The organism is Mycobacterium montefiorense, assembly GCF_025823255.1.
In the GTDB taxonomy this organism is placed as follows: Bacteria; Actinomycetota; Actinomycetes; order Mycobacteriales; family Mycobacteriaceae; genus Mycobacterium; species Mycobacterium montefiorense.
Genome location: NZ_JACKVL010000008.1, coordinates 212589 through 237475 on the forward strand (window position 1 = coordinate 212589; position 24887 = coordinate 237475).

The 24887-nt window shown below is 66.0% G+C and carries 14 protein-coding genes, 1 tRNA gene and 2 pseudogenes; 13 read left to right on the forward strand and 4 right to left on the reverse strand.

Annotation, left to right across the window (positions count from 1 at the left end; genetic code table 11):
• Nucleotides 1-8 precede the first annotated feature (8 nt).
• The 10 genes and pseudogenes from H7K34_RS07365 (at nucleotide 9) to H7K34_RS07410 (ending at nucleotide 18173) form a co-directional block, all read left to right on the forward strand.
• Entirely contained in the window at nucleotides 9-920 is a 912-nt protein-coding gene (locus H7K34_RS07365; protein ID WP_264061191.1) for a MerR family transcriptional regulator, read from the forward strand.
• A gap of 60 nt (nucleotides 921-980) precedes the next feature.
• Entirely contained in the window at nucleotides 981-1700 is a 720-nt protein-coding gene (locus H7K34_RS07370) for a DUF1906 domain-containing protein (RefSeq protein ID WP_264061192.1), read from the forward strand.
• An 85-nt stretch (nucleotides 1701-1785) separates the two neighbouring features.
• Entirely contained in the window at nucleotides 1786-2307 is a 522-nt protein-coding gene (locus tag H7K34_RS07375; RefSeq protein ID WP_264061193.1) for a winged helix-turn-helix transcriptional regulator, read from the forward strand.
• A 358-nt stretch (nucleotides 2308-2665) separates the two neighbouring features.
• Nucleotides 2666-3067, forward strand: a complete 402-nt coding sequence (locus H7K34_RS07380; protein ID WP_264061194.1) for a nuclear transport factor 2-like protein — start codon at nucleotides 2666-2668, stop codon at nucleotides 3065-3067.
• Between the two features lie 63 nt (nucleotides 3068-3130).
• Nucleotides 3131-4579: an MFS transporter gene (locus H7K34_RS07385; RefSeq protein ID WP_264061196.1), complete on the forward strand. Its 1449-nt coding sequence runs from the start codon at nucleotides 3131-3133 to the stop codon at nucleotides 4577-4579.
• Between the two features lie 304 nt (nucleotides 4580-4883).
• A pseudogene (locus H7K34_RS07390) lies at nucleotides 4884-5119 on the forward strand (glycoside hydrolase domain-containing protein); the annotation flags it as partial.
• A gap of 566 nt (nucleotides 5120-5685) precedes the next feature.
• Complete coding sequence (locus tag H7K34_RS07395) at nucleotides 5686-14886, forward strand: type I polyketide synthase (protein WP_264061197.1); 9201 nt, start codon at nucleotides 5686-5688, stop codon at nucleotides 14884-14886.
• A gap of 28 nt (nucleotides 14887-14914) precedes the next feature.
• Complete coding sequence (gene acpS / locus H7K34_RS07400; protein ID WP_090604769.1) at nucleotides 14915-15307, forward strand: holo-ACP synthase AcpS; 393 nt, start codon at nucleotides 14915-14917, stop codon at nucleotides 15305-15307.
• Between the two features lie 28 nt (nucleotides 15308-15335).
• Nucleotides 15336-16661, forward strand: coding sequence for a dipeptidase (locus tag H7K34_RS07405; protein ID WP_264061198.1), 1326 nt, complete (start codon nucleotides 15336-15338; stop codon nucleotides 16659-16661).
• A gap of 93 nt (nucleotides 16662-16754) precedes the next feature.
• Nucleotides 16755-18173, forward strand: coding sequence for a cytochrome P450 (locus H7K34_RS07410; RefSeq protein WP_264061200.1), 1419 nt, complete (start codon nucleotides 16755-16757; stop codon nucleotides 18171-18173).
• 24 nt (nucleotides 18174-18197) lie between these two features.
• On the opposite strand, the gene H7K34_RS07415 is transcribed toward H7K34_RS07410, so the two are convergent.
• Nucleotides 18198-18845, reverse strand: a complete 648-nt coding sequence (locus tag H7K34_RS07415; protein WP_264061202.1) for a TetR/AcrR family transcriptional regulator — start codon at nucleotides 18843-18845, stop codon at nucleotides 18198-18200.
• 112 nt (nucleotides 18846-18957) lie between these two features.
• Between H7K34_RS07415 and H7K34_RS07420 the strand changes: the two genes are divergently transcribed.
• Nucleotides 18958-20334: a flavin monoamine oxidase family protein gene (locus H7K34_RS07420; protein WP_264061204.1), complete on the forward strand. Its 1377-nt coding sequence runs from the start codon at nucleotides 18958-18960 to the stop codon at nucleotides 20332-20334.
• Between the two features lie 103 nt (nucleotides 20335-20437).
• On the opposite strand, the gene bcp is transcribed toward H7K34_RS07420, so the two are convergent.
• On the reverse strand, nucleotides 20438-20911 hold the full coding sequence (gene bcp / locus H7K34_RS07425; RefSeq protein WP_264061205.1) for a thioredoxin-dependent thiol peroxidase: 474 nt from the start codon (nucleotides 20909-20911) through the stop codon (nucleotides 20438-20440).
• An 82-nt stretch (nucleotides 20912-20993) separates the two neighbouring features.
• On the opposite strand from bcp, the gene H7K34_RS07430 reads away from it, so the two are divergent.
• On the forward strand, nucleotides 20994-21221 hold the full coding sequence (locus tag H7K34_RS07430) for a DUF3618 domain-containing protein (protein WP_264061206.1): 228 nt from the start codon (nucleotides 20994-20996) through the stop codon (nucleotides 21219-21221).
• On the opposite strand, the pseudogene H7K34_RS07435 reads toward H7K34_RS07430, so the two are convergent.
• Together H7K34_RS07435 and H7K34_RS07440 are read right to left on the reverse strand one after the other, a co-directional pair.
• Nucleotides 21208-22943 (reverse strand): annotated as a pseudogene (locus H7K34_RS07435) (DUF3556 domain-containing protein). The gene H7K34_RS07430 and the pseudogene H7K34_RS07435 sit on opposite strands and share 14 nt — an antisense overlap.
• 138 nt (nucleotides 22944-23081) lie before the next feature.
• Nucleotides 23082-23157 (reverse strand) — tRNA-Lys (locus H7K34_RS07440).
• Between the two features lie 292 nt (nucleotides 23158-23449).
• Here H7K34_RS07440 and H7K34_RS07445 point away from each other — a divergent pair.
• Complete coding sequence (locus H7K34_RS07445; protein WP_264061208.1) at nucleotides 23450-24646, forward strand: L,D-transpeptidase; 1197 nt, start codon at nucleotides 23450-23452, stop codon at nucleotides 24644-24646.
• Nucleotides 24647-24887: the final 241 nt, after the last annotated feature.

Below are 24887 nucleotides of genomic sequence, written 5' to 3' on the forward strand. Positions count from 1 at the left end.
GTCAAGACGTGGCTGAGCAGTTGCTGATCGGCGAGGTCACGGCGTTGACCGGCATCGGTTCGGGCCGGATCCGTCACTACGAGAAAATCGGGCTGCTGCGCGCCCAGCATCTGAGCAACGGCTACCGGGTCTTCGACGTCGAGCAGGTCCTCGACCTGTTACGCATCGACCTGATGCGAAGCCTCGGCGTGAGCATCAACGACATTCAACGGCTGGTCGGCGGTGGTCAAACCACCTTGGCTGACCTTCTGGATGAGCACCGTGCATTGCTGATACACCAGCGGGACCGGCTGGACCGATTGATCGCGGCCATCGACGAATCCCGCGAATCCCGCGAATCCCGCGCGGCCGGCGATTGTGATACCCGGGGCGTCAACGAACACATCCTGCGCACGCTGGCGACCACGCACCGCGACAGCATCGGCGTCATCGGGCGGCTCAGCGCCCCGCTGTCGGTGCCCATCGCCGCGATGTATTCCGACCTTTTCGACGAGTGGCAATTGCCGGTCCCCGCACTGTTCGGGCAGATGGTGTTGCCGCCGGCGGCCAGCACCTTGCTGGAGCAGCTCGCCGAGACGCCGGGACGACGGGTGCTGTTCGATCGGTTGCGCAGCCTGGCGGGCGAGGTGATTGCGCTAGGTGAGAATCTCTCGGCTGCAACAGATCTTGCGGGTACCTGGATTGCGCAACAGCTGGCCGATCCGTTGCCCGAGGACGTGGTCAGTGTGCTGCGGGGTGTGCAGCCGTTGTTGGAACGTGATCCGGTGATCGTGCAGGGGTTCCGGGCTTGGGCCCGATCGATCAACCCGGCAGCGGCGCACTTCATCGAGGAGATGGCCGCCCAGACGGCTCAGCTCGGCCTGGAAACCGTGAGCGTCATCGTGCTGCCAAGGGCTAAACCTGCGACGCACCAGATGTAACTGAGATGTGACCAGTGTGATTAGTGTGTCTTGTGGTGTTTGTGTCGTACCCTGGCCGATGTGTCGATTTCGCGCCGTGACGTGCTCAAATTTGCGGCCGCGACCCCGGCCTTAGTAGGCATGGGTGTTGCGGCGTCATCGTTATGCGCTGCGCCGGCGTCGGCATCGCTGGGCACCCTGTTGGACTACGCGGCCGGCGTCATCCCGGCCAGCCAGATCCGGGCGGCCGGTGCGGTGGGGTCGATCCGCTACGTCTCCGACCGCCGGCCGGGCGGTAACTGGATGCTAGGCAAGCCGATCCAGGTCTCCGAAGCGCGCGACCTGCACAGCAACGGGCTCAAAATTGTCTCGTGCTATCAGTACGGCAAGGGCAGTTCTTCTGACTGGCTGGGCGGCGCCAACGCCGGGCTGCAGCACGCCAGGCGAGGGATGGAGTTACATGCCGCCGCCGGGGGTCCGGCAAGCGCACCCATCTACGCGTCGATCGACGACGACCCGTCCTACGAGCAGTACAAAAGCCAGATAGCTCCGTACCTGCGGTCCTGGGAGTCGGTGATCGGACACCAGCGGACGGGCGTTTACGCCAACTCGAAGACGATCGACTGGGCGCTGCATGACGGTTTGGGCTGCTGCTTCTGGCAGCACAACTGGGGCTCACCCAAGGGCTACGCCCATCCGGCGGCCAACCTGCATCAAGTCGAGATCGATAAGCGCAGCGTGGGCGGTGTTGGGGTGGACATCAATGAGATCCTCAAGCCGCAATTCGGGCAGTGGGCCTAGCGCTGCCGTTCGGGACGCAAGCGCATTGGGCATCATGTTGCCCAATAATTCAGTCACTGAACTCTACTTGGCGTATTATTCTTGAGTGGCTTTGCGGCGAGAATACGATCACGAAGTGTGCCCGGTTGCGCGCTCGCTCGAAGTGATCGGCGAGCGGTGGACACTGCTCATCATCCGGGATGCCTTCTACGGCGTGGTCCGCTTCACCGATTTTCGCGATCACCTTGAGATCCCGCCTGCAGTCCTCACCGAGCGACTCAGGCTGCTGGTGGAACACCAGATCATGACGACCTCCGTCGGCACCAGTGGCCGAAGCGAATACTCGCTGACCCGCAAGGGTGAGCTGCTCTGGCCAGTTGTGTGGTCAATGATGAACTGGGGCAACGAATTCTATGTTGAGTCCGGCCTGCGCCGACCGATCGTGCATTCCGGCTGTGGAGGTGAACTCACACCGTTGGGCAACTGCGGAAAGTGCGGTATCGTTCCCGCGCCCCGCGATCTCGACGTCCATCCGCGGCGTTCCCGGGATGCCGGACACGACGACCGGATCAGTCGCCTACTGAGGAAACCCCACCGGATGCTGGAACCTTTCGTGGACACTCCTTAGCGGAATCGGACGTCCCGGACACCGTCCGTCGGAACCGAGCCACCGTCCGGAGCGATTCACCGCGCTGGCCGCTAATCCGGGCAACTCAGCGCGAGCTGCAAGCCGAACATCTCCGTGCGCAACAACGGGTTCGGCGCCGTAGCGGTACTTCATCTATTGAAGTTCAATGAATGAACTTGTAACGTGGTCTCTCGAAAGGGGCGCCATCGCCAGGTCGCAGCGACCGGTGAGCACTTATCCATAGATTGGAATCCACACCGTAGCAACACTTTTCGATCGAAGCAGACTGATGAATGTCTCCACCATCGAACGGCCGTTAGGCCCGCACGCTTCATCCGCACCAACGCTAGGACACCTCATGCACCCACTGCGCGCACTCCGCGAACGCGGAGACAACACACCCGAAGAGGTCGCGGCACTGCTGGCCGACGACATCGAATTCCACACACCGATTCTGACCAAGGTGGTGACCGGCCGCGAGCTCATCAGCCGAATCTGGGCACTCTCCTCACATGTGCGTTCCGGTCGCTACCTGCGCGAGCACAAGATCGACGAACGGACGACGTTCCTGCAATGGCAGGGTGAGATTGACGGACGCGACCTCGAAATCCTCGAACTCATCGAAGACGACGACAACGGCCTGATTACTAGGCGCACCGCCGCCTACCGCCCGCTGCCCGCCGTCGAACTGTTCCGATCGGCGATGTACCCGGGTATCAAGGACTGGCTCGGGCCCGAATACTTCGGTTACGAGACATAAGTGAGCGGTGAGGATCTGGCCACCCCGCCACACTGTGGGACACCGCCGGAATCAGGGACATCCATGACGCGCCCGACTGCTGCCGAGCGCTTCTGCGCACCCGCGACCGATGACGATGCCGGCCACCTCCGCAAGTGGGCGGCCCTCGGCGTGTTGGGCGCCGTCGCGTTCATGGCTCAGCTGGATCTGTTTGTTGTCAACGTCGCACTGCCGGCGATGGGCCAGTCCTATCGCGGGGCGTCGTTGACCGACCTTTCCTGGGTGCTCAACGCCTACACCGTCGTCTTTGCCGCGTTACTCATTCCCGCCGGCCGACTGGCCGACCACTATGGGTGCCGCGGTTTTCTGATCGCGGGTACCTGCGCGTTCACGCTCGCTTCGGTGATCTGTGGGGCCGCGCCGACGCTGGCCGTCCTCGTCGCCGGCCGGATGGTCCAGGCGGCCGGCGCCGCCGTGATTGTGCCGGCATCGCTGGGGCTGCTGCTGCACGCGTTCCCGGCTCGGCAGCACAGTCTGGTCGTTGGTCTGTGGGCCGGACTCGCTGCGGTGGCCGGCACCTTGGGCCCCACCGTCGGCGGTCTGCTCGTCGGCCTCAGCTGGCGGTGGATTTTCTTGATCAATCTGCCGATCGGGATCCTTATCGTCGCGCTGGCACGTCGAACGGTGCCCCGCCACCGCGCTGCCCACGACAGCCGGTTGCCGGACGCGCTGTCAGCCGTGTCGCTGCTGATCACCATCACCGCATTGGTGCTAGCGACGGTCAAGGGCCCCGATTGGGGCGTGATGAGCCCCATCACGCTCGGGCTCTACGCCACCGCCGCCGCGGCAGCGTTGATCACCGTGTGGCGCACCATCGTTCATCCGCACGCCATGATCGAGGCTTCGGTGTTCGCCTCGCGTGCTTTCAGCTGCTCAACCATTGCGCTACTCGCGTTCTTCATCGGATTCGGGGCGTGGTTGCTGATCAGCGTGCTTTTCCTGCAGGACGCGTGGCACTACAGCGCGTTGCGCACCGGTCTGGCGATCGCACCCGGGCCGCTCGTCTCCTTGCTGTGGGCTGTCAACGCCGCGGCGGTCGCTGACCGGTTTGGCCGCACCGCACCGGCGGTCGCGGGGGCGCTGTGTATGGCCGCGGCCGCGGCGCTGTGGTTGCTCGGGGCCTCGGCCACGCCGGATTACGCCCAGAGCTTCCTGCCGGGACTGCTGCTGATGGGCTGCGCCGCTGGATTGGTCCAGGCACCGTTGTTCGCTGCGGCAAGTGGCCTGTCGGCCGACCGCGCGACGACCGGGAGCGCGGTGCTGAACACGGCACGGCAGGTCGGCAGCGCCATCGGGGTGGCATTACTGGTGGTGCTGCTGGGCAGCGGCCATGCCACGTTGGCTTGCTACCGCCGCGGGTGGTGGCTGCTGGTGGCCAGTGGGGTGCTCTCGGCCGTGGCGGTCATGCTTTCGGGCACCCGGCGCCGTGCCGCCGCGGCATCGACACCTGCGCCCGCGGCCCACCCCAGCTGACTCGTCGGAAAGGACTGACTCATCAAGTCCCTCACCCGCATTGACTAACCCGAATCCGTGGCGCGAGAACTGCCCGACCTCGCCTTCGCCCAGCTGCACGCCGCCCAGCGAACACAGGAAGAACTTGACCGGGCTGCCGGCACCCTGCATCCCGTACGGCTTCAGTTCCGAGAGTCCGCCGACCGGTATCCAGCTCGTCTCGCGGTGGTTCGACGAGTCGACAATTTTGCGATTCGGGGCACTGCTTGAACGCAACGGTGGACTCGGCGACCGTCGTCCGCCGATCCCGGTCTATCGGCACACCACCTGGGAGTCGGTGATCGGACACCAGCGGACGGGCGTTTACGCCAACTCGAAGACGATCGACTGGGCGCTGCATGACGGTTTGGGCTGCTGCTGCTGGCAGCACAACTGGGGCTCACCCAAGGGCTACGCCCATCCGGCGGCCAATCTGCATCAAGTCGAGATCGGTAACCGCAGCGTGGGCGGGGTTGGGGTGGAGATCAATGAGATCCTCAAGCCGCATTCGGGCAGTGGGCCCAGCAATCGCGCGTTCCCGCAAAGATTTCTGGCGCTGTAGCCGATCCGGGCGCGCTTGCGCAACTGCGCTCCAGCAAACACTTGTTCGCCGTTTGTCGTTTCTCGCGGGCGGTGACGAGCGCGAGACGGCTCAATCGCGGTTGCGCGACGGGCGGCACGCAATACGAATTCTTAACATAACGATTTGATAACAATGCCGCCTTGAACAGCGCAGTTATAGCTACTCGACCGTAACCACCTACATGCAGGACGTTTGTTCTGGATCCCCGCGAGGTCGGTTAATCCGGGTGTTACCCACAACACGGTTACCCGTGCGTAGAACTCACCAGTAACCAATCTGCGCAGAAAAATGACCCGAATCCTTATGACACTCTTAGTACAGCCGATGCAGTCCGCCGCGCCCCTCAGCCCCCTTGAGTGGCCCGCCGCCAACACACCGGTCAGCTGCTTTTCGGGCTGCGATTCAAAGCGGAATCGACCCAACGCCAGTTGGGGCCCCGCCCGGCGGGGCTCTCAGCAGGCCGAACGAACCGATACGTGAAGACGCATACAGGGAGATATACAAGGTGACGATCCACGAGCACGACCGGGTGTCCGCTGACCATGCCCCGCACAGCACCCATGCTCTGGTCGACCGTCTCACGGCCGGCGAGCCGTACGCCATCGCGTTCGGCGGTCAGGGCAGTGCCTGGTTGGAAACCCTCGAAGAGCTGGTGTCCTCGGCCGGTATCGAAACCGATATCGCCACGCTGGTCGGTGAGGCCGAGCTGCTGCTCGAGCCGGTGGCTAAAGAGCTGGTCGTGGTGCGCCCGATCGGCTTCGAGCCGCTGCAGTGGGTACGTGCGCTCGCGGCCGAGGACCCGACCCCCGCGGACAAGCACCTGACGTCGGCCGCGGTGTCGATGCCCGGCGTGCTGCTCACCCAGATCGCGGCCGGGCGTGCCCTGGCGCGACAGGGCATGGACTGGACCGCGACCCCGCCGGTCGCCGTCGCCGGGCACTCCCAGGGTGTGCTCGCCGTCGAGGCGTTCAAGGCCGAGGGCGCGCGCGACGTCGAGCTGCTGGCCCTGGCTCAGCTGATCGGCGCGGCCGGGACCCTGGTGGCCCGGCGCCGCGGCATCTCCGTGCTCGGTGACCGCCCGCCGATGGTGTCGGTCACCAACGCCGACCCCGAGCGCATCGTCGCGCTGCTCGACGAGTTCTCCCAGGACGTTCGGACCGTGCTGCCCCCGGTGCTGTCCATCCGCAACGGCCGGCGTTCGGTCGTCATCACCGGCACGCCGGAGCAACTTTCCCGCTTCGAGCTGTACTGCGAGCAGATCTCCGAGAAGGAAGAGGCCGAACGCAAGAGCAAGCTGCGCGGCGGCGACGTCTTCGCGCCTGTCTTCGACCCGGTTCAGGTCGAGGTGGGCTTCCACACCCCGCGGCTGGCCGACGGCATCGACATCGTCGGCGGCTGGGCCGAGAAGGTCGGCCTGGACGTCGCGCTGGCCCGCCGCCTGACCGACGCTATCCTGGTGAGCCGGGTCGACTGGGTGGAAGAGATCACCGGAGTGCACAACGCCGGCGCGCGCTGGATTCTCGACCTGGGCCCCGGCGACATCCTGACCCGCCTGACCGCACCGGTGATCCGCGGGCTGGGCGTCGGCATCGTGCCCGCCGCCACCCGCGGCGGTCAGCGCAACCTCTTCACCGTCGGGGCCACCCCCGAGGTGGCACGGCCGTGGTCGAGCTACGCGCCGACCGTCGTGAAGCTGCCCGACGGCCGCGTCAAGCTCTCGACCAAGTTCACCCGGCTGACCGGGCGCTCGCCGATTTTGCTGGCCGGCATGACCCCGACCACCGTGGACGCCAAGATCGTCGCCGCGGCGGCCAACGCCGGACACTGGGCCGAGCTGGCCGGTGGTGGCCAGGTGACCGAGGAAATCTTCGCCGCCCGCATCGACGAGCTCTCCGGCTTGCTCGAGCCGGGCCGCACCTACCAGTTCAACACCCTGTTCTTGGACCCCTACCTGTGGAAGCTGCAGGTCGGTGGCAAGCGCCTGGTGCAGAAGGCCCGTCAGTCCGGCGCCGCGATCGACGGCCTGGTAGTCAGTGCCGGCATCCCGGACCTCGAGGAGGCCGTGGAGCTGATCCACGAGCTCAACGACATCGGCATCAGCCATGTGGTGTTCAAGCCCGGCACCATCGAGCAGATCCGCTCGGTCATCCGCATCGCGACCGAGGCGCCCACCAAAGCGGTGATCGTGCACATCGAGGGCGGTCGCGCCGGTGGCCACCACTCGTGGGAAGACCTCGACGACCTGCTGCTGGCGACCTACTCGGAGCTGCGGTCGCGCTCCAACATCACCGTCTGCGTCGGCGGTGGCATCGGCACGCCCGAGCGGGCCGCCGAATACCTGTCCGGCCGATGGTCGCAGCCCTATGGCTTCCCGTCGATGCCGATCGACGGGATCCTGGTCGGCACCGCGGCGATGGCCACCAAGGAGGCGACCACGTCGCCGTCCGTCAAGCAGATGCTGGTCGAGACCAACGGCACCGATCAGTGGATCGGCGCCGGAAAAGCCCAGGGCGGCATGGCTTCCAGCCGCAGCCAGCTCGGTGCCGACATCCACGAGATCGACAACGCCGCCTCGCGCTGCGGCCGGCTACTCGACGAGGTCGCCGGTGACGCGGACGCCGTTGCCGAGCGCCGCGACGAGATCATCGCCGCGATGGCCGGCACCGCGAAGCCGTACTTCGGCGATGTCAGGGAGATGACCTACCTGCAGTGGCTGCAGCGCTACGTCGAGCTCGCCATCGGCGAGGGCAACTCGACCGCCGACACCGCCGCGCCCGGCAGCCCCTGGCTGGCCGACACCTGGCGCGACCGCTTCCAGCAGATGCTGCAGCGCGCCGAGGCGCGTTTGCACCAGCGCGACCATGGCCCGATCGACAGCGTATTTTCCGGTTCGACCGGCTCTGAGCTGCTAGAGAACCCGTCGGCGGCCATCGAACAGCTGATTGCCGGCTACCCCGACGCCGACAGCGTGCAGTTGCACCCGGCCGACGTGCCGTTCTTCGTCACGTTGTGCAAGACGCTGGGCAAGCCGGTCAACTTCGTGCCGGTCATCGACAAAGACGTGCGCCGCTGGTGGCGCAGTGACTCGCTGTGGCAGGCGCACGACGCCCGCTACGACGCCGACCAGGTGTGCATCATCCCCGGTACCGCAGCCGTCGCCGGCATCACCCGGATGGACGAGCCGGTCGGTGAACTGCTCGACCGTTTCGAGCAGGCCGCGATCGACGAGGTGCTGGGCACCGGCGCCGACGCGACAGCCGTCAGGTCACGCAGGCTGGGTCGCCCGGATGTGACCGGGCCACTGGCCGTCGTGCTCGACGCCCCGGACGTGCTGTGGGCCGGGCGCACCGCTACCAACCCGGTTCATCGCATCGCCGACCCGGCCGACTGGCTGGTTCACGATGGATCCGACGGGCAGCGTGCCACGCACTCGTCGACCGGGGCTCGCCTGCAGGTCAAGTCCGACGGCGGGGCGGGCGACGAACAGGTCGTGCTGAGCATCCCGGTGTCGGGAGTGTGGATCGAAATCCCATTCACGTTGCACAGCAACACCATTGACGGTGGTGCACCGGTTGTTTCCACTGACGACGCCACCGCTGCGATGCGCGCGGTCCTGGCGATTGCCGCCGGTGTCGACGGGCCGGAGTTGCTCCCGCAGGTGACGGATGGGACCGCCACCGTGACGGTGGACTGGGACCCGGAGCGGGTCGCCGACCACACCGGTGTCACTGCCACCTTCGGTGAGCGGCTGGCGCCCAGCCTCAACGCGGTGCCCGACGCGCTGGTCGGCCTGTGCTGGCCCGCGGTTTTCGCGACGATCGGTTCCGCGGTCACCGACGCCGGTGTTCCGGTCGTCGAGGGCCTGCTGAGCCTGGTGCACCTGGACCACGCCGCGCACGTCGTGGGCGAGCTGCCCGCGGATCCGGCTCAATTGACCGTCACCGCAACGGCTTCGGCAGCGACCGACACCGACATGGGTCGCGTCGTCCCGGTGTCGGTGACGGTGTCTGGCCCCGACGGCACGGTGATCGCCTCGCTCGAGGAGCGATTCGCGATCCTCGGGCGCACCGGAGCCGGCGAGCTCACCGACCCGGCCCGCGCCGGCGGCTCGGTGTCGGCGAACGCGACCGACACCCCGCGGCGCCGTCGCCGCGACGTCACCATGACCGCGCCCGTCGACATGCGTCCGTTCGCGGTGGTCTCCGGTGACCACAACCCGATCCACACCGACCGGGCGGCCGCGCTGCTGGCCGGGCTGGAATCGCCGATCGTGCACGGCATGTGGTTGTCGGCTGCCGCGCAGCACACGGTGACCGCCACCGACGGCCAGGCTCGTCCGCCGGCCCGGCTGATCGGCTGGACGGCGCGGTTCCTGGGCATGGTACGTCCGGGCGATGAGGTCGACTTCCGGGTCGACCGCGTCGGAATCGACCAGGGCGCAGAAGTTTTGGAAGTCGCCGCGCGCATCGGCTCGGATCTGGTGATGTCGGCGACCGCGCGACTGGCCGCCCCCAAGACGGTCTATGCATTCCCCGGCCAGGGCATCCAGCACAAGGGTATGGGCATGGAGGTTCGCGCCCGGTCCAAGGCGGCCCGCAAGGTGTGGGACGACGCCGACAAGTTCACCCGCGACACCCTGGGCTTCTCGGTACTGCACGTGGTGCGCGACAACCCGACCAGCCTGATCGCCAGCGGCGTGCACTACCACCACCCAGACGGTGTGCTCTACCTGACGCAGTTCACTCAGGTCGCGATGGCCACCGTGGCGGCCGCGCAGGTCGCCGAGATGCGTGAGCAGGGCGCATTCGTCGAGGGCGCCATCGCCTGCGGTCACTCCGTCGGTGAATACACCGCGTTGGCCTGCGTGTTGGGCATCTACCAGCTGGAAGCCTTGCTAGAGACCGTGTTCCACCGCGGCTCGAACATGCACGACATCGTGCCGCGCGACGAGATGGGCCGTTCGAACTACCGGTTGGCGGCGATCCGTCCGTCGCAGATCGACCTGCCCGACGACGAGGTCACCGACTTCGTCGCCGAAATCGCCGAGCGCACCGGCGAATTTCTGGAAATCGTGAACTTCAACCTGCGCGGTTCGCAGTACGCGATCGCCGGCACGGTCCGCGGTCTCGAGGCCCTCGAGGAGGAAGTGGAGCGTCGCCGCGAGATCACCGGCGGCAAGCGCTCGTTCATCTTGGTGCCGGGTATCGACGTGCCGTTCCATTCCCGGGTGTTGCGGGTCGGGGTTGCCGACTTCCGTCGCTCGCTGGAGCGGGTCATGCCGCGCGACGCGGATCCCGAACTGGTCATCGGGCGCTATATCCCGAACCTGGTGCCGCGGCCGTTCACGCTGGATCGCGACTTCATCCAGGAGATCCGCGATTTGGTGCCGGCCGAGCCGCTCGACGAGATCCTCGACAACTACGACACCTGGCTTACCGAGCGTCCGCGCGAGATGGCGCGCGTTATTGTGATCGAGCTGTTGGCTTGGCAATTCGCCAGCCCGGTGCGCTGGATCGAAACCCAGGACCTGCTGTTCACCGAGGATGCCGCTGGCGGCCTGGGTGTGGAGCGGTTCGTCGAGATCGGTGTGAAGTCGGCGCCGACTGTCGCCGGACTGGCCACCAACACCCTCAAGCTGCCCGAATATGCGCACAGCACAGTCGAAGTGCTCAACGCCGAGCGGGATGCTGCCGTGCTGTTCGCCAACGACACCGACCCCGAGCCGGAAATCGAAGAGCCGGCTGAGTCGGCCGCACCGGCACCCGCGCCGGCGCCTACCGCGCCCTCGGGCGCGCCGCGTCCCGAAGACATCGCGTTCGGCGCGGCCGACGCCACACTCGCGCTGATCGCGCTGTCGGCGAAGATGCGCATCGACCAGATCGAGGAGCTGGACTCCATCGAGTCCATCACCGACGGCGCGTCGTCGCGGCGCAACCAGCTGCTGGTGGACCTGGGTTCGGAGTTGAACCTGGGCGCCATCGACGGTGCCGCCGAGGCCGACCTGGCCGGACTGCGGTCGCAGGTGACCAAGCTGGCGCGCACCTACAAGCCTTACGGCCCGGTGCTTTCCGACGCGATCAACGACCAGCTGCGCACGGTGCTCGGGCCGTCCGGTAAGCGGCCGGCCGCCATCGCCGAGCGGGTCACGAAGACCTGGGAGCTCGGCGAGGGCTGGGCCAAGCACGTCACCATCGAGGTGGCGCTGGGCACCCGCGAGGGCACCAGCGTGCGCGGCGGGGCCATGGGACACCTGCACGAGGGTGCGTTGGCCGACGCCGCTTCGGTCGACAAGGCCATCGACGCCGCGGTCGCTGCGGTGGCTGCACGTCAAGGTGTTTCGGTGGCGCTGCCCTCGGCGGGTGGTGGCGGCGGAGCGACCGTCGACGCGGCCGCGCTGAGCGAATTCACCGACCAGATCACCGGCCGTGACGGTGTGCTTGCATCCGCGGCTCGCCTGGTGCTGGGGCAGCTGGGTCTCGACGACACGGTCAGTGCCTTGCCGGTGGCCACCGACGCTGCCCTCATCGACTTGGTCACTGCCGAATTAGGTTCGGAATGGCCGCGTTTGGTGGCACCTGCGTTCGAGGCCAAGAAGGCCGTCGTGTTCGACGACCGCTGGGCCAGCGCCCGCGAGGACTTGGTCAAGCTGTGGCTGACCGACGAGGGCGACATCGACGCGGACTGGGTGCGACTCTCCGAACGGTTCGAGGGCGCCGGGCACGTCGTCGCGACCCAAGCCACCTGGTGGCAGGGCCGGTCGCTGGCCGCGGGTCGCCAGATCCACGCATCCCTGTACGGCCGGATCGCCGCCGGCGCCGAGAACCCGGATCCCGGACCGCACCACAGCGAAATCGCTGTCGTGACAGGCGCTTCGAAGGGCTCGATCGCGGCGTCGATCGTGGCGCGGCTGCTCGATGGCGGTGCCACTGTCATCGCGACGACGTCCAAGCTCGACGAGGAGCGACTGGCGTTTTACCGCACGCTGTACCGCGACCACGCTCGTTTCGGTGCGTCGCTGTGGGTGGTCGCGGCCAACATGGCGTCCTACTCCGACATCGACGCCCTGGTCGAGTGGATCGGTGCCGAGCAGAGCGAAAGCCTTGGGCCGCAGTCGATTCACATCAAGGACGCGCAAACCCCGACGCTGCTGTTCCCGTTCGCGGCACCGCGGGTGGTCGGCGACCTGTCGGAGGCCGGTTCGCGCTCCGAGATGGAGATGAAGGTTCTGCTGTGGGCCGTGCAGCGGCTGATCGGCGGTCTGTCGAAGATCGGCGCCGAGCGCGACATCGCGTCGCGGTTGCACGTGGTACTGCCCGGCTCGCCCAACCGCGGCATGTTCGGCGGTGACGGCGCTTACGGTGAGGCAAAGTCGGCCCTGGACGCCCTGGTCAGTCGCTGGCACGCCGAATCATCGTGGGCGGCCCGAGTTAGCTTGGTGCACGCGCTGATTGGCTGGACTCGCGGTACTGGGCTGATGGGTCACAACGACGCCATCGTCACCGCGGTCGAGGAGGCCGGTGTCACGACCTACTCCACCGACGAGATGGCCGGCATGCTGTTGGCCCTCTGCGATGTGGAGTCGAAGGTGGCCGCGGCCAGCGAGCCGATCAAGGCGGACCTGACCGGCGGTCTCGGCGACGTCGAACTCGACATGGCTGAGTTGGCCGCCAACGCACGCGAGCAGGCGACCGCCGGCGAAGACGCGGACGACGAGCCGGCGGAGGGCACCATTGCTGCGCTGCCGTCCCCGCCCCGCGGGTACACCCCGGCGCCGCCGCCGGAATGGGCAGACCTCGACGTCGATCCGGCCGATTTGGTGGTGATCGTCGGCGGCGCCGAACTCGGCCCGTTCGGTTCCTCGCGCACCCGCTTCGAGATGGAGGTCGACAACGAATTGTCGGCGGCCGGAGTGCTGGAGCTGGCCTGGACCACCGGCTTGATTCGCTGGGAGGACGACCCCCAACCGGGTTGGTACGACACGCAATCCGGCGACCTGATCGACGAGGCCGGGCTGGTCGAGCGCTACCACGACACCGTCGTCGAGCGTTGCGGCATCCGGGAGTTCGTCGACGACGGCGCGATCGATCCCGATCACGCGTCGCCGCTGCTGGTTTCGGTGTTCTTGGACAAGGACTTCAGCTTTGTCGTGTCGTCGGAGGCCGACGCCCGCGGGTTCGCCGAGTTCGACCCGGAGCACACGGTGATTCGGCCGGTGCCCGACTCGAGCGACTGGCAGGTGATCCGCAAGGCGGGCACCGAGATCCGGGTGCCACGCAAGACCAAACTGTCGCGGACGGTCGGGGCGCAAATCCCGACCGGGTTTGACCCGACGGTATGGGGCATCAGCGCCGATATGGCCACGTCGATCGATCGGGTGGCGCTGTGGAACATCGTCTCGACCGTCGACGCGTTCTTGTCGGCCGGCTTCACCCCATCCGAGCTGATGCGGTGGGTGCACCCCAGCCTGGTCGCCAGCACCCAGGGCACCGGTATGGGCGGCATGACGTCGATGCAGACCATGTATCACGGCAACCTGTTGGGCCGGAGCAAGCCGAACGACATCCTGCAGGAAGTGCTGCCGAATGTTGTTGCCGCCCACGTGGTTCAGTCCTATGTCGGCAGCTACGGCTCGATGATCCACCCGGTCGCGGCATGCGCGACCGCGGCGGTGTCGGTCGAGGAGGGCGTCGACAAGATCCGGCTGGGCAAGGCCGAAATGGTAGTGACCGGTGGCCTGGACGACCTGACCCTGGAGGCCATCATCGGTTTCGGTGACATGGCGGCCACCGCCGACACTTCCATGATGCGCGACCGGGGCATCGACGACTCGAAGTTCTCCCGGCCCAACGATCGACGCCGGCTGGGCTTCGTCGAAGCGCAGGGGGGTGGCACCATCCTGCTGGCCCGCGGTGACCTGGCGCTCAAGATGGGCCTGCCGGTGCTCGCGGTGGTGGCCTTCGCGCAGTCGTTCGGCGACGGAGTGCACACCTCGATCCCGGCGCCGGGCTTGGGTGCGCTCGGCGCGGGCCGCGGCGGCAAGGACTCGGCGCTGGCGCGCGCGCTTGGCAAGCTCGGCGTGTCCGCTGACGACGTCGCGGTGATCTCCAAGCACGACACGTCGACGCTGGCCAACGACCCGAACGAGACTGAGCTGCACGAGCGGCTCGCCGACTCGCTGGGCCGCTCCGAGGGTGCGCCGCTGTTTGTCGTCTCGCAGAAGAGCATGACCGGACACGCCAAGGGCGGTGCGGCGGTCTTCCAGATGATGGGGCTGTGCCAGATGCTGCGCGACGGGGTGATCCCGCCCAACCGCAGCCTGGATTGCGTCGACGACGAACTGTCCGGCTCTGCTCACTTCGTCTGGGTTCGCGACACGCTACGGCTTGCCGGGAAGTTCCCGCTGAAGGCAGGGATGCTGACCAGTCTCGGGTTCGGCCACGTGTCCGGCCTCGTCGCACTGGTGCACCCGCAGGCGTTCATCGCCGCGCTGAACGCCGAACAGCGCGAGGACTACCAGCAGCGCGCGGACGCACGCCTGCTGTCCGGGCAGCGCCGGCTCGCTTCGGCCATCGCCGGCGGCCCACCGATGTACGAGCGGCCGCCGGACCGTCGCTTCGATCATGACTCTTCGGAGAAGCGTCAGGAGGCCGCGATGCTGCTGAATCCGGCTGCACGGCTGGGCGACGACGAGGCCTACGTCGGGTGACTCCGGTCATCCGATAACCTGGCCAGCCATGGGCATCGTCGGTGTGGGGATAGACCTCGTCTCCATTCCGGATTTCGCCGACCAGGTTGACCAACCGGGAACGGTGTTCTCCGAGACATTTACGCCGGGTGAGCGTCGCGACGCCTCCGACAAGAGTTCGTCGGCGGCGCGTCACCTCGCCGCACGGTGGGCCGCGAAGGAAGCGGTGATCAAGGCCTGGTCCGGTTCGCGGTTCTCCCAGCGCCCGATCCTGCGTGAGGACATCCACCGCGACATCGAAGTCGTCACCGACATGTGGGGACGACCGCGGGTGCGGTTGACCGGGGACATCGCCAAGCATCTGGCCGACGTCACGATCCACGTGTCGCTGACTCACGAAGGGGATACCGCGGCCGCGGTGGCCATCCTCGAAACGTCGTGAGTTCTCGCAAGCAACTAGCCTCGAGATCATGAGCGATTTGGTTGAGCGCGTACGCGACGTGTTGCCGTCGGTACGCCGCGATCTCGAGGACCTGATGCGGATCGAATCGGTGTGGGCCGACCCCGGCCGTCGCGACGAGGTGCATCGCAGTGCGCAGGCAGTAGCGGATCTGTTGTCGCAGGCGGGTTTTAGCGAGGTGTGCATCGTCAGCGAGGGCGGCGCTCCGGCCGTCATCGCGCAGCATCCGGCGCCGGCCGGTGCGCCGACGGTGCTGCTGTACGCCCACCATGACGTGCAGCCCGAAGGCGATCGCGATCAGTGGGCATCGCCGCCGTTTGAGCCGACCGAGCGTAACGGGCGGCTCTACGGGCGCGGAAGCGCCGACGACAAGGCCGGTATCGCAACGCATTTAGCCGCGTTTCGGGCGCACGGCGGTCAACCGCCGGTGGGCGTGACGGTCTTCGTCGAGGGGGAGGAAGAATCCGGGTCGCCGTCGCTGGGCCGGCTGCTGGCCGCCCACCGCGATGCCCTTGCCGCCGACGTGATCGTCATCGCCGACTCGGACAACTGGAGCACCGAGATCCCGGCGCTGACCGTCACGCTACGCGGCCTGGTCGACTGCGTCGTCGAGGTCGCCACGCTCGACCACGGGCTGCACTCCGGCATTTGGGGCGGCGTGGTGCCCGACGCACTGAGCGTGCTGGTGCGACTGCTGGCCAGCCTGCACGACGACGACGGGAACGTGGCCGTCGCAGGGCTGCACGAAAGTACCGCCGCCGCAGTGGATTACCCGCCGGAGCGGGTGCGGTCTGACTCCGGGCTGCTGGACGGGGTGTCCGAGATCGGCTCCGGCTCGGCGCCGCAGCGGCTGTGGGCCAAACCCGCGATCACCGTGATCGGTATCGACACCACACCCATCGAGAAGGCATCGAACACATTGATCCCGCGGGCCCGCGCCAAGATCAGCATGCGGGTGGCGCCCGGCGGTGATGCCGGTGCACACCTGGACGCGCTGACCGCGCACCTGCAAAAGCACACCCCGTGGGGCGCGCAGGTCAGCGTCAGCCGCGGCGATATCGGCGAGCCGTACGCGATCGACGCCACCGGCAGCGTCTACGACGCCGCGCGGGCCGCGTTCTGGCAGGGTTGGGGCACCGACGCGATCGACATGGGCATGGGCGGGTCGATTCCGTTCATCGCCGAATTCGCCGAGGCATTCCCGCAGGCGAAGATCCTCGTCACCGGCGTCGAAGATCCGGCGACCCAAGCCCACAGCATCAACGAGAGCCTGCACCTGGGCGTGCTGGAACGCGCGGCAATCTCCGAGGCGCTGCTGCTGGCCAACCTGGCCTGAGCGGGAAACTCGCCCCCGAGAATGCCTTTGTAGACGGATCGTCTCGTCGCATACTGCTTCTACATGCAGCGACTCGTCCGCAGGAGAAGCACGGTGACTACGGAAGACACCCTGACCGGCAAGGCAACCAAGGCCGGCAAGACCAGCCGTTACCACTTTGATCGCCACACCCCGGAATACCGCGAGCGGTTCACCGCGATCACCGAGGAAATGCACGCAAAATGCCCGTTGGCGTGGACCGACACTTACGACGGGCATTGGGTGGCCGCGGGCAACCGGGAAGTCTTCGAGCTCGCTCGATGCCCGCAGGTGTCCAACGACCACGACGTGACCGGCGAAGGCACCGGCTATAAAGGCATCACGATTCCCACGCTGCCGCAGGGCACCGGCGTCCGTGGCGGCATGCTCGAGATGGACGAACCCGAGCACTCCGCCTACCGCAGCATCCTCAATCCCTATCTGTCGCCGGCAGCCGTCAGACGCTGGAAGCCGTTTGTCGACGAGATCGTGCGGGCGAGCATCGACGAGAAGATCGAAGTCGGGCGGATCGACTTCGTCGACGATCTCGCGAACGTCGTGCCCGCCGTCCTGACTCTGGCGATGATGGGCGTTCCGCTGAACAAGTGGCAGCTCTACTGCGAGCCGGCCCATGCCAATGTTTACACCCCCGCCGATTCTCCCGACGCCCCAGGGGTTTTGGAGCAGACGATGGCGATGGGGATGGACCTGTTCAATCATCTCCTGGAGATCCGCGAGAATCCGCGCCCCGGCCTGGTGGACGCGATGGCAAGGCTGAAGATCGACGGCGAACCGGCGCCCGACAGCGAACTGCTCGGAATGCTCGGCCTGATCATCGGCGGAGGATTCGACACGACAACGGCGCTGACGGCGCACGCACTCGAATGGCTGGCCGAAAATCCCGAGCAGCGCGAACTACTGAGGCGCGAATCGGAAACGCTGCTCGACTCGGCGACCGAGGAATTCCTGCGTTACTTCACACCTGCTCCCGGCGATGGTCGCACGATCGCCGCCGACCTTGAACTAGCGGGCACGCAGTTCAAGGAGGGCGATCGGCTGTGGTTGTCGTGGGCGATGGCGAACCGCGACCCCGCGGTGTTTCCCAATCCCAATCGGCTGGACCTGACCCGTAAGAACAACCGGCACTTCAGCTTCGGGCTCGGCATCCACCGGTGCATCGGCTCCAATGTCGCGCGCGTCGTGTTCAAGTCGATGCTCACGGCGGTGCTCGACCGGATGCCCGACTACCGCTGCGAACCCGAAGGCACCGTGCACTATCCGACGATCGGCGTGATCCAGGGCATGCAGCACCTACCGGCCACCTTCACGCCCGGCAAGCGGCTCGGACCGGGAATCGACGAGACGCTGCAGATGCTGCAGCGGGTCTGCGACGAACAGGGAATCGCCCGGCCCATCACCGAGTACACCGAGGCAGCCGTCATCGGCGCCGGTGAGAGCTCCCAGGTCCAGTGTTCGACGATGGGCAACCCGTAGTCAGAAAGATTGTGCCCCAGGCGATTACACCGACAAGTCGCGCGACGCGCCGATCGTGACCGCCGTCGACCGCAGGTTTTCAATGAAGATCGCGACATCACGGCGGGCACGGTCCACGTCCTCGTGGATGAGAAACTGAAGGATGATGCCGTCGAGGCCCGCGACCGTCTGACGAGCTATGTCGTCGAATGCGGATTCCGGTGGCGCAGATGGGTGATTTTGTGTCGCAGCCAGGGACTCGGTCACTATTGCCCGATAGCGGTCGTACTGGCGAGTGGCAAGCCATCGCGAGTCTGCGTGCCGCAGGCAGTAGGCAGTCAGCTCGTACTGCATGAGCTGAAATCCGGGATCCGCTTCGACGAGTGCCCAGAATCGCTCGACGATCCCAGTCAGTGCTGCACTGGCATCTTGATCGTCGCGGTCTCGGTCGGCGGCGCTCGGCCGTAGCGCGGTCTCGATCGAGTCTCCGACGAAATCGATGACGGCGGCGAGTAACTCATTCTTGTTAGCAAAAACGTAGTGGACAGATCCCAACGAGACGCCGGCGTGCGTGGCGACTCGGCGAGTGGTTGCGGCTTCGAGTCCGAGTTCGGTTATGACCGCTATCGCGGCGCGGATCAACTTCTCGCGCCGTTCGGGTGAGCGCTGCGACCAAGCAGCAGCTGTTGACACGTAATGCACACTATCGTATTTTCGGTCAATAGTACTGGTCATATGACCAGTACTATTGACCAGTGTTGGGGGTCAGCCCGGCGTGGCCCAAAAGTCAAGGAGCGCAGCGATCGTGGATGAACACCAGGCAGAGGTTGTCGTCGTCGGAGCCGGGCTTGCGGGCTTGACCGCCGCTCGCAAGCTCAAGGCGGCAGGCAAGTCGGTGGTCGTGATCGAGGCCCGCGACCGAGTGGGAGGGCGCACGCTGAACCACGAACTGGCCGGTGGGGGAGTCGTAGAAGTCGGCGGTCAGTGGATTGGACCGACCCAGACCGCCGTTCTAAAGCTCGCTGAGGAGCTCGGTGTAGGTACCTTCCCGACGTACGTCACGGGAGAGAAGCTCTTGGAGTACCGCGGAAAGTTGCACCGATACTCGGGGTCGGTTCCGCCGGTCGTGTCCGCTGGGCTCGGCGAGGGATTTCTCGCACTCAAACGGCTCGAACGGATGGCGCGGTCGGTATCGCCAACGGCCCCGTGGAACGCGCCGAAGGCAGTGCGTTGGGACGCGCAAACATTGGCGACGTGGATCAACGGTTCGATCTGCAGCTCATCAGGTCGGGCCCTGGTCACCCTTGTGTGCGAGTCAGTGTGGGCGGCGTCCCCCGCCGAAATTTCGTTGTTGCACGCGTTGGCCCACGTGGCTTCGGCGGGCGGTGTCGAGGCAGTGCTGAACACCGTTGGCGGCGCGCAGGATCGCCGCTTCGTCGGAGGTTCACAACGATTGGCGCTCGCCATGGCGTCGGAGCTCTCGGAGGCGGAGCTGTTGTTCGAACAGCCGGTATACCGAATCGAGCAGTCCGCTGAGGCCGTGTCGGTGCGATGCCGAGACCTCGGCATCTCGGCCCGGCACGTAGTCGTGGCGATCAGTCCGTCGTTGGCCGGGCGAATCGACTACTACCCAGCTCTACCGGCAGCACGCGACGCGTTGACCCAGCGCGCACCCAACGGTGCGGTCGTGAAGTGCATGGCGGCCTACGACACGCCGTTCTGGCGGAGTGACGGGCTAAGTGGGCAGGCACTATTGCTAGACGGACCGGTCAAGTTTGTCTACGACAACTCACCCCCTGGTGACGCTCCCGGCGTCCTGCTCGCATTCCTCGAGGCCGATGCGGCGCGCACGTCGTCCGCCCTGGATCCGCGGCGACGCCAGGAGGTGGTCCTCGATGTCCTCTCGCGCCTATTTGGTTCTGCAGCACGTAACCCGAACGAGTTCATCGCCAAGGACTGGTCGACCGAGCCATTTACCCGTGGATGCTATGGCGCCGTGCTTCCTCCCCACACCTGGACATCTGTCGGTCGGTCATTGCGCGAGTCTGTCGGCCGAATCCACTGGGCGAGCGCCGAAACCTCCGATGTCTGGATGGGATACATGGACGGCGCCGTCCGATCGGGACACCGCGCTGCCGACGACATCATTGCCGCACTTAACGAAAGCGCCATTCACGTCTGAACACCCGTGGCGCACTGCTCACCAAAGGCATTGCCAAGTGGGGCAATCCGTGACGCTGCTTGATGACCTTCTAAATCTTCGTAGGCGTGTGCGCCCCAAGCGATTACACGGACAGATCGCGTCTTAGCTTGGCGACGTGGCCGGTGGCCTTCACGTTGTACTGGGCGACGGCGATCTTGCTTTTGTCGTCGACCACGAAGGTCGAGCGGATGACGCCGGTGACCGTCTTGCCGTACAACTGCTTTTCGCCGTAGGCCCCATACGCCGTCAGCACCTTGCGGTCGGGGTCGGACAGCAGCGGGAACGTCAGCCCTTCCGCGTCACGGAATTTGGCGAGCTTCTCCGGCTTGTCGGGGGAGATCCCGACGACGTCGAGGCCGGCGCCGTTCAGCTCGGCGAGGCTGTCGCGGAAGTCGCAGGCCTGTTTGGTGCACCCCGGCGTGGAGGCCGCCGGATAGAAGTACACGACGACACGGCGTCCCAAGTAGTCGGCCAGCGACACTTTGTTGCCGTCGGCGTCGGGAAGGCTGAAGGCAGGCGCTTTGTCGCCCGGTGCCAGCCGCGTGGTCTCGGTCAAGGTGCTTCCCCTTTCGGTTCACCAGAGCATCGGCACTAGGGTAGTTCCTCAGGTGCACGAGGCTCAGTTGGAGGACAGACACGTGGCGGACCGCGACCCCGACACCATCAAGCAGGAGATCGACGCCGCCCGCGACCAGCTCGCGGCCACCGTCGACTCGCTTGCCGTGCGCGCTAACCCGCGCCGCTTGGCAGACGACCTCAAGGCCCAGGTGATCAGCTTCGTCACGAAGCCCGCGGTGGCCGCCTCGCTGGCCGGCGTCGGCGCCCTGGTTGTCGTGGTGGTCGTGCGCCGGGTCAGGAACCGCTGACGCGGCTGCTCTCGACGTGCACCGGGAGGTCGTCGGCCCACGGCTGGGTGGTGACCATGTCGTCGACGTCGACGTAACCTCGCTCGAATTCGCCGGTCGCCGCATCCACGAGCCGATACTCCTGCCGCTGTTTCTGGATGGGCTGCGCATCGAGAATCACCACCCGCACGTCGCCCGGTGCGAACCCGCATCGCTGCTGTAGCGCCTCGATCAGGCACTCGTTGTGCATGTGCCCGTCGCCGAAGTTCCACCCGAGAACCATGGAGCAAAGGACCTCACCCTCGCACAGGTTGTAGTCGTCCTCGTCGTAGCCGGCCAAGGCGCGGTGCACCAGCGTGAGCAGTGCGCGCCCATGGGTGTTCATCCCGCGGAACGCCAGCGCCAGGTGCAGGGGGATCAGCGTCTCCTCCTTGCTGCCGTACAACCGCTCGAGTTGCAGGTGCTGCATCGGGCCAAGCGCACGGGAGCCGGTGCGGAACTTGTCGTCCACCGACGGCTTGACGCACCACACCGTGGTGTCCCAGTTGCCCGCGTAGTAGCGCATGCCGGGCAGGAACGAAACCTTGTGCGGGTAGAGGTTTCCCACCACGACGACCGTCACGATGGCCGCGAACAGCACGATGGGCCAGGGTGTGGTCAGATCCGACAGCCCAATGGAAGCGTGCGACACGAACAGCCACAGCACACCGAAGATCATGAAGACGTTCCACTCCAGCGGCACGCCCATCGGGAAGGCCAGCAGGATGTTCAGGTGGAACACGATCATCACGAACGCGGCGATCGTCGTCGGCCAGCCGCCGTGCGAGAAGAGCAGCGCCAGTGGCACCAGGCCTTCGATAGCGGTGGACAAGTGCGCGATGAAGCCCGACAGCGCGCTGGGCCTCAGGTCGTCCGGATAGCGCTTGAACAGCGACCGCTTGAGCACGCCGGATGGCAGGAACGGATTGTTGGCCAGCATCGTCGAAATCACGAACGGGAAGTGCCTGGTGATCTTCGAAGTGGCTGCGCCCAGCCAGATCACCATGAAGACGAGCTTGGCCCCGATGACGATGTCGGCCCCGGTGAACAGGAACGCCAGCGCCAGCGGACCGTACACCTCGGCGCGCGCGGCCAGGAAGATCACCTTGTCGCGCAAGCTGATCGCGGCCAGGACCGCCAGGATCGCAATGGTCTGCCACCGCGGTAGCACGCCGATCGCGGTGTGCAGAACCGGAATTGGGCCCGAGCCATCGGACACCAGCGCCGTCGCGAGCAGCACCAGCAGCGCGCCGTAGAGCAACGCGTCGAGCGGGGTCCGGTCGATGCCCTGGTCAGCGGCACCCGATTCGGCCAGGGGGGCAGCCGGATTGTGCCGGGCCGCAGCCAGTACAGAATCGATCCCATCGGCGGGAAGTAGCGCCCGGCTAACGGGCCGAAACAGCAACCGAGACCGACGACTTCGAACAGCATCGTGAAGAGCACGGCCTTTTGGAACACGATCGGCTCCGACCACCACGCGCCGACATCGCCGAAGCCGCCGATTCCAGTAGTGCACCACCCGAACAACCAGCCGCCGAGCAGGTAGAGCGCGATCTTCACGCCGTACATCACGTGCATGATCAGCGGAATACCGAAGCCGTTCTCGGCGACGTGGCGCTGCATCGGGACGATCCGCTCGGCGCGGGTCAGCTTGCTCCACTCGGCCAGGTCGACGACGGGCAGGTTGGGCTGGATGAACCCCATTGCGGCTCCTTCGGCGCAGCTAGTTCACAACGGGTGCCAATCATCAGCCAGGCACCGAGGAAAAACTACTCCGAGCAACCACAGGGTGGGACAGAAATTGTGACGCCGACTAGGTCGGCACGTCGAGGAACGTTGTGGTGGTGCGCCGTCAGGGTTTCGAACCCCGGACCCGCTGATTAAGAGTCAGCTGCTCTACCAACTGAGCTAACGGCGCTTTGACCGGCCGAGACCGCGTTGCGACTTTAACAGGCATTCTGTCGCAGAGCGAAATCGCTGGACTTCCCAGTGTAGAGCCTGCCCGTCAGGCGACCGTGCCGCGTTTTGCGGACCCTCGCGATCCTGCCTTACTGTCACGGGGCTCGTGTCGACGCTGTTGAACGTCCAGGCGGCCGGAGAAAACCTGTTGAGTTGCCATGCGCACGGGGTGTAACCCTTTAGAATATTTGTCACTATTCAAGGTCAGCGGTGACCGGTTCATAAGCAGGCATGTTTTGGAAGGTCACTTGATGACGCCTTTGCGCAGACGTCGATCGTGGCTGGCTGCTGCGTTAGCCACGTTTGCCATCATTGGCGTCTCCTGTAGCAGTAGCCACACTGCCGCGCCGGCGAAGGTGATTTTCGACAAGGGCACACCGTTTGCCGATCTGCTGGTGCCCAAGCTCACCTCCTCGGTGTCTGACGGCGCCGTCGGTGTCACGGTCGACGCGCCGGTGACGGTCAACGTTGCCTACGGCGTGCTGGCGTCGGTGTCGATGGTCAACGACAACGGCAAGCCGATCACCGGCCAACTCAGCCCCGATGGATTGCACTGGTCAACCACCGAGCAGCTCGGCTACAACCGGCGCTACACGCTCAGCGTGAAGGCGCTCGGGCTGGGCGGCGCCGCGAGCCGCCAGATGAGCTTCGCGACCAGTTCACCCGCGCACTTGACGATGCCCTACGCGGCTCCGGGCGACGGCGAGGTCGTCGGCATCGGCGAGCCGGTAGCGATCCGGTTCGACGAGAACATCGCGGACCGTGCCGCGGCGCAGAAGGCCATCAAAATCACCACCAACCCGCCGGTCGAGGGTGCGTTCTACTGGCTGAACAATCGCGAAGTCCGTTGGCGCCCAGAGCATTTCTGGAAGTCGGGAACGGCCGTCGACGTGGCGGTCAACACCTACGGCGTCGACCTGGGCGACGGGATGTTCGGTGAGGACAACGTCAAGACCCACTTCACGATCGGCGACGAGATCATCTCCACCGCCGACGACAACACGAAGACGGTCACCGTCCGGGTCAACGGTGAAGTCGTGAAGACAATGCCAACCTCGATGGGTAAGGACAGCACCCCGACGGCCAACGGCTTCTACATCATCGGTGGCCGGTACCGGCACATCATCATGGACTCGTCGACCTACGGGGTTCCGGTCAACTCGCCCAACGGATATCGCACCGAGGTCGACTGGGCCACACAGATGTCGTACAGCGGCGTCTTCGTACACTCCGCGCCGTGGTCGGTCGGAGCGCAAGGCCATACCAACACCAGCCATGGCTGCCTGAACGTGAGCCCGAGCAACGCCGAGTGGTTCTACGACCACAGCAAGAGCGGGGACATCGTCGAGGTCGTCAACACGGTCGGGTCGACGCTTCCGGGCACCGAGGGTCTGGGTGACTGGAACATCCCGTGGCCGCAGTGGAAGGCGGGCAACGCCGCCACCTGAGCCCGCTTGTGGGGCAGGCGTTTTACGCCTTGGCTTAGGCGCAGGTGAAGAGTGGGTCGCACACAACGGTGAACGTGCAGCCCGAGGCGGCGGGGGCCGTGAACGCGAGTAACAGAGCGAGCGCGACTTTGCATTTCAGACCAGGCATGACCACTCCGTAGCTAAGTAATGCGGTGATATTACGCCATCTGGTCAGGCGGAAACGCGGCGCTGGCAATACCGGATCGCGGGTGCACTCTGG

What these genes read in the sequence shown, in the direction of transcription:
- H7K34_RS07380 (WP_264061194.1), top strand. Translation starts at nt 2,666, where the DNA reads ATGCACCCACTGCGCGCACTCCGCGAACGCGGAGACAACACACCCGAA.
- H7K34_RS07385 (WP_264061196.1), top strand. Translation starts at nt 3,131, where the DNA reads ATGACGCGCCCGACTGCTGCCGAGCGCTTCTGCGCACCCGCGACCGAT.
- acpS (WP_090604769.1), top strand. Translation starts at nt 14,915, where the DNA reads ATGGGCATCGTCGGTGTGGGGATAGACCTCGTCTCCATTCCGGATTTC.
- H7K34_RS07405 (WP_264061198.1), top strand. Translation starts at nt 15,336, where the DNA reads ATGAGCGATTTGGTTGAGCGCGTACGCGACGTGTTGCCGTCGGTACGC.
- H7K34_RS07445 (WP_264061208.1), top strand. Translation starts at nt 23,450, where the DNA reads ATGACGCCTTTGCGCAGACGTCGATCGTGGCTGGCTGCTGCGTTAGCC.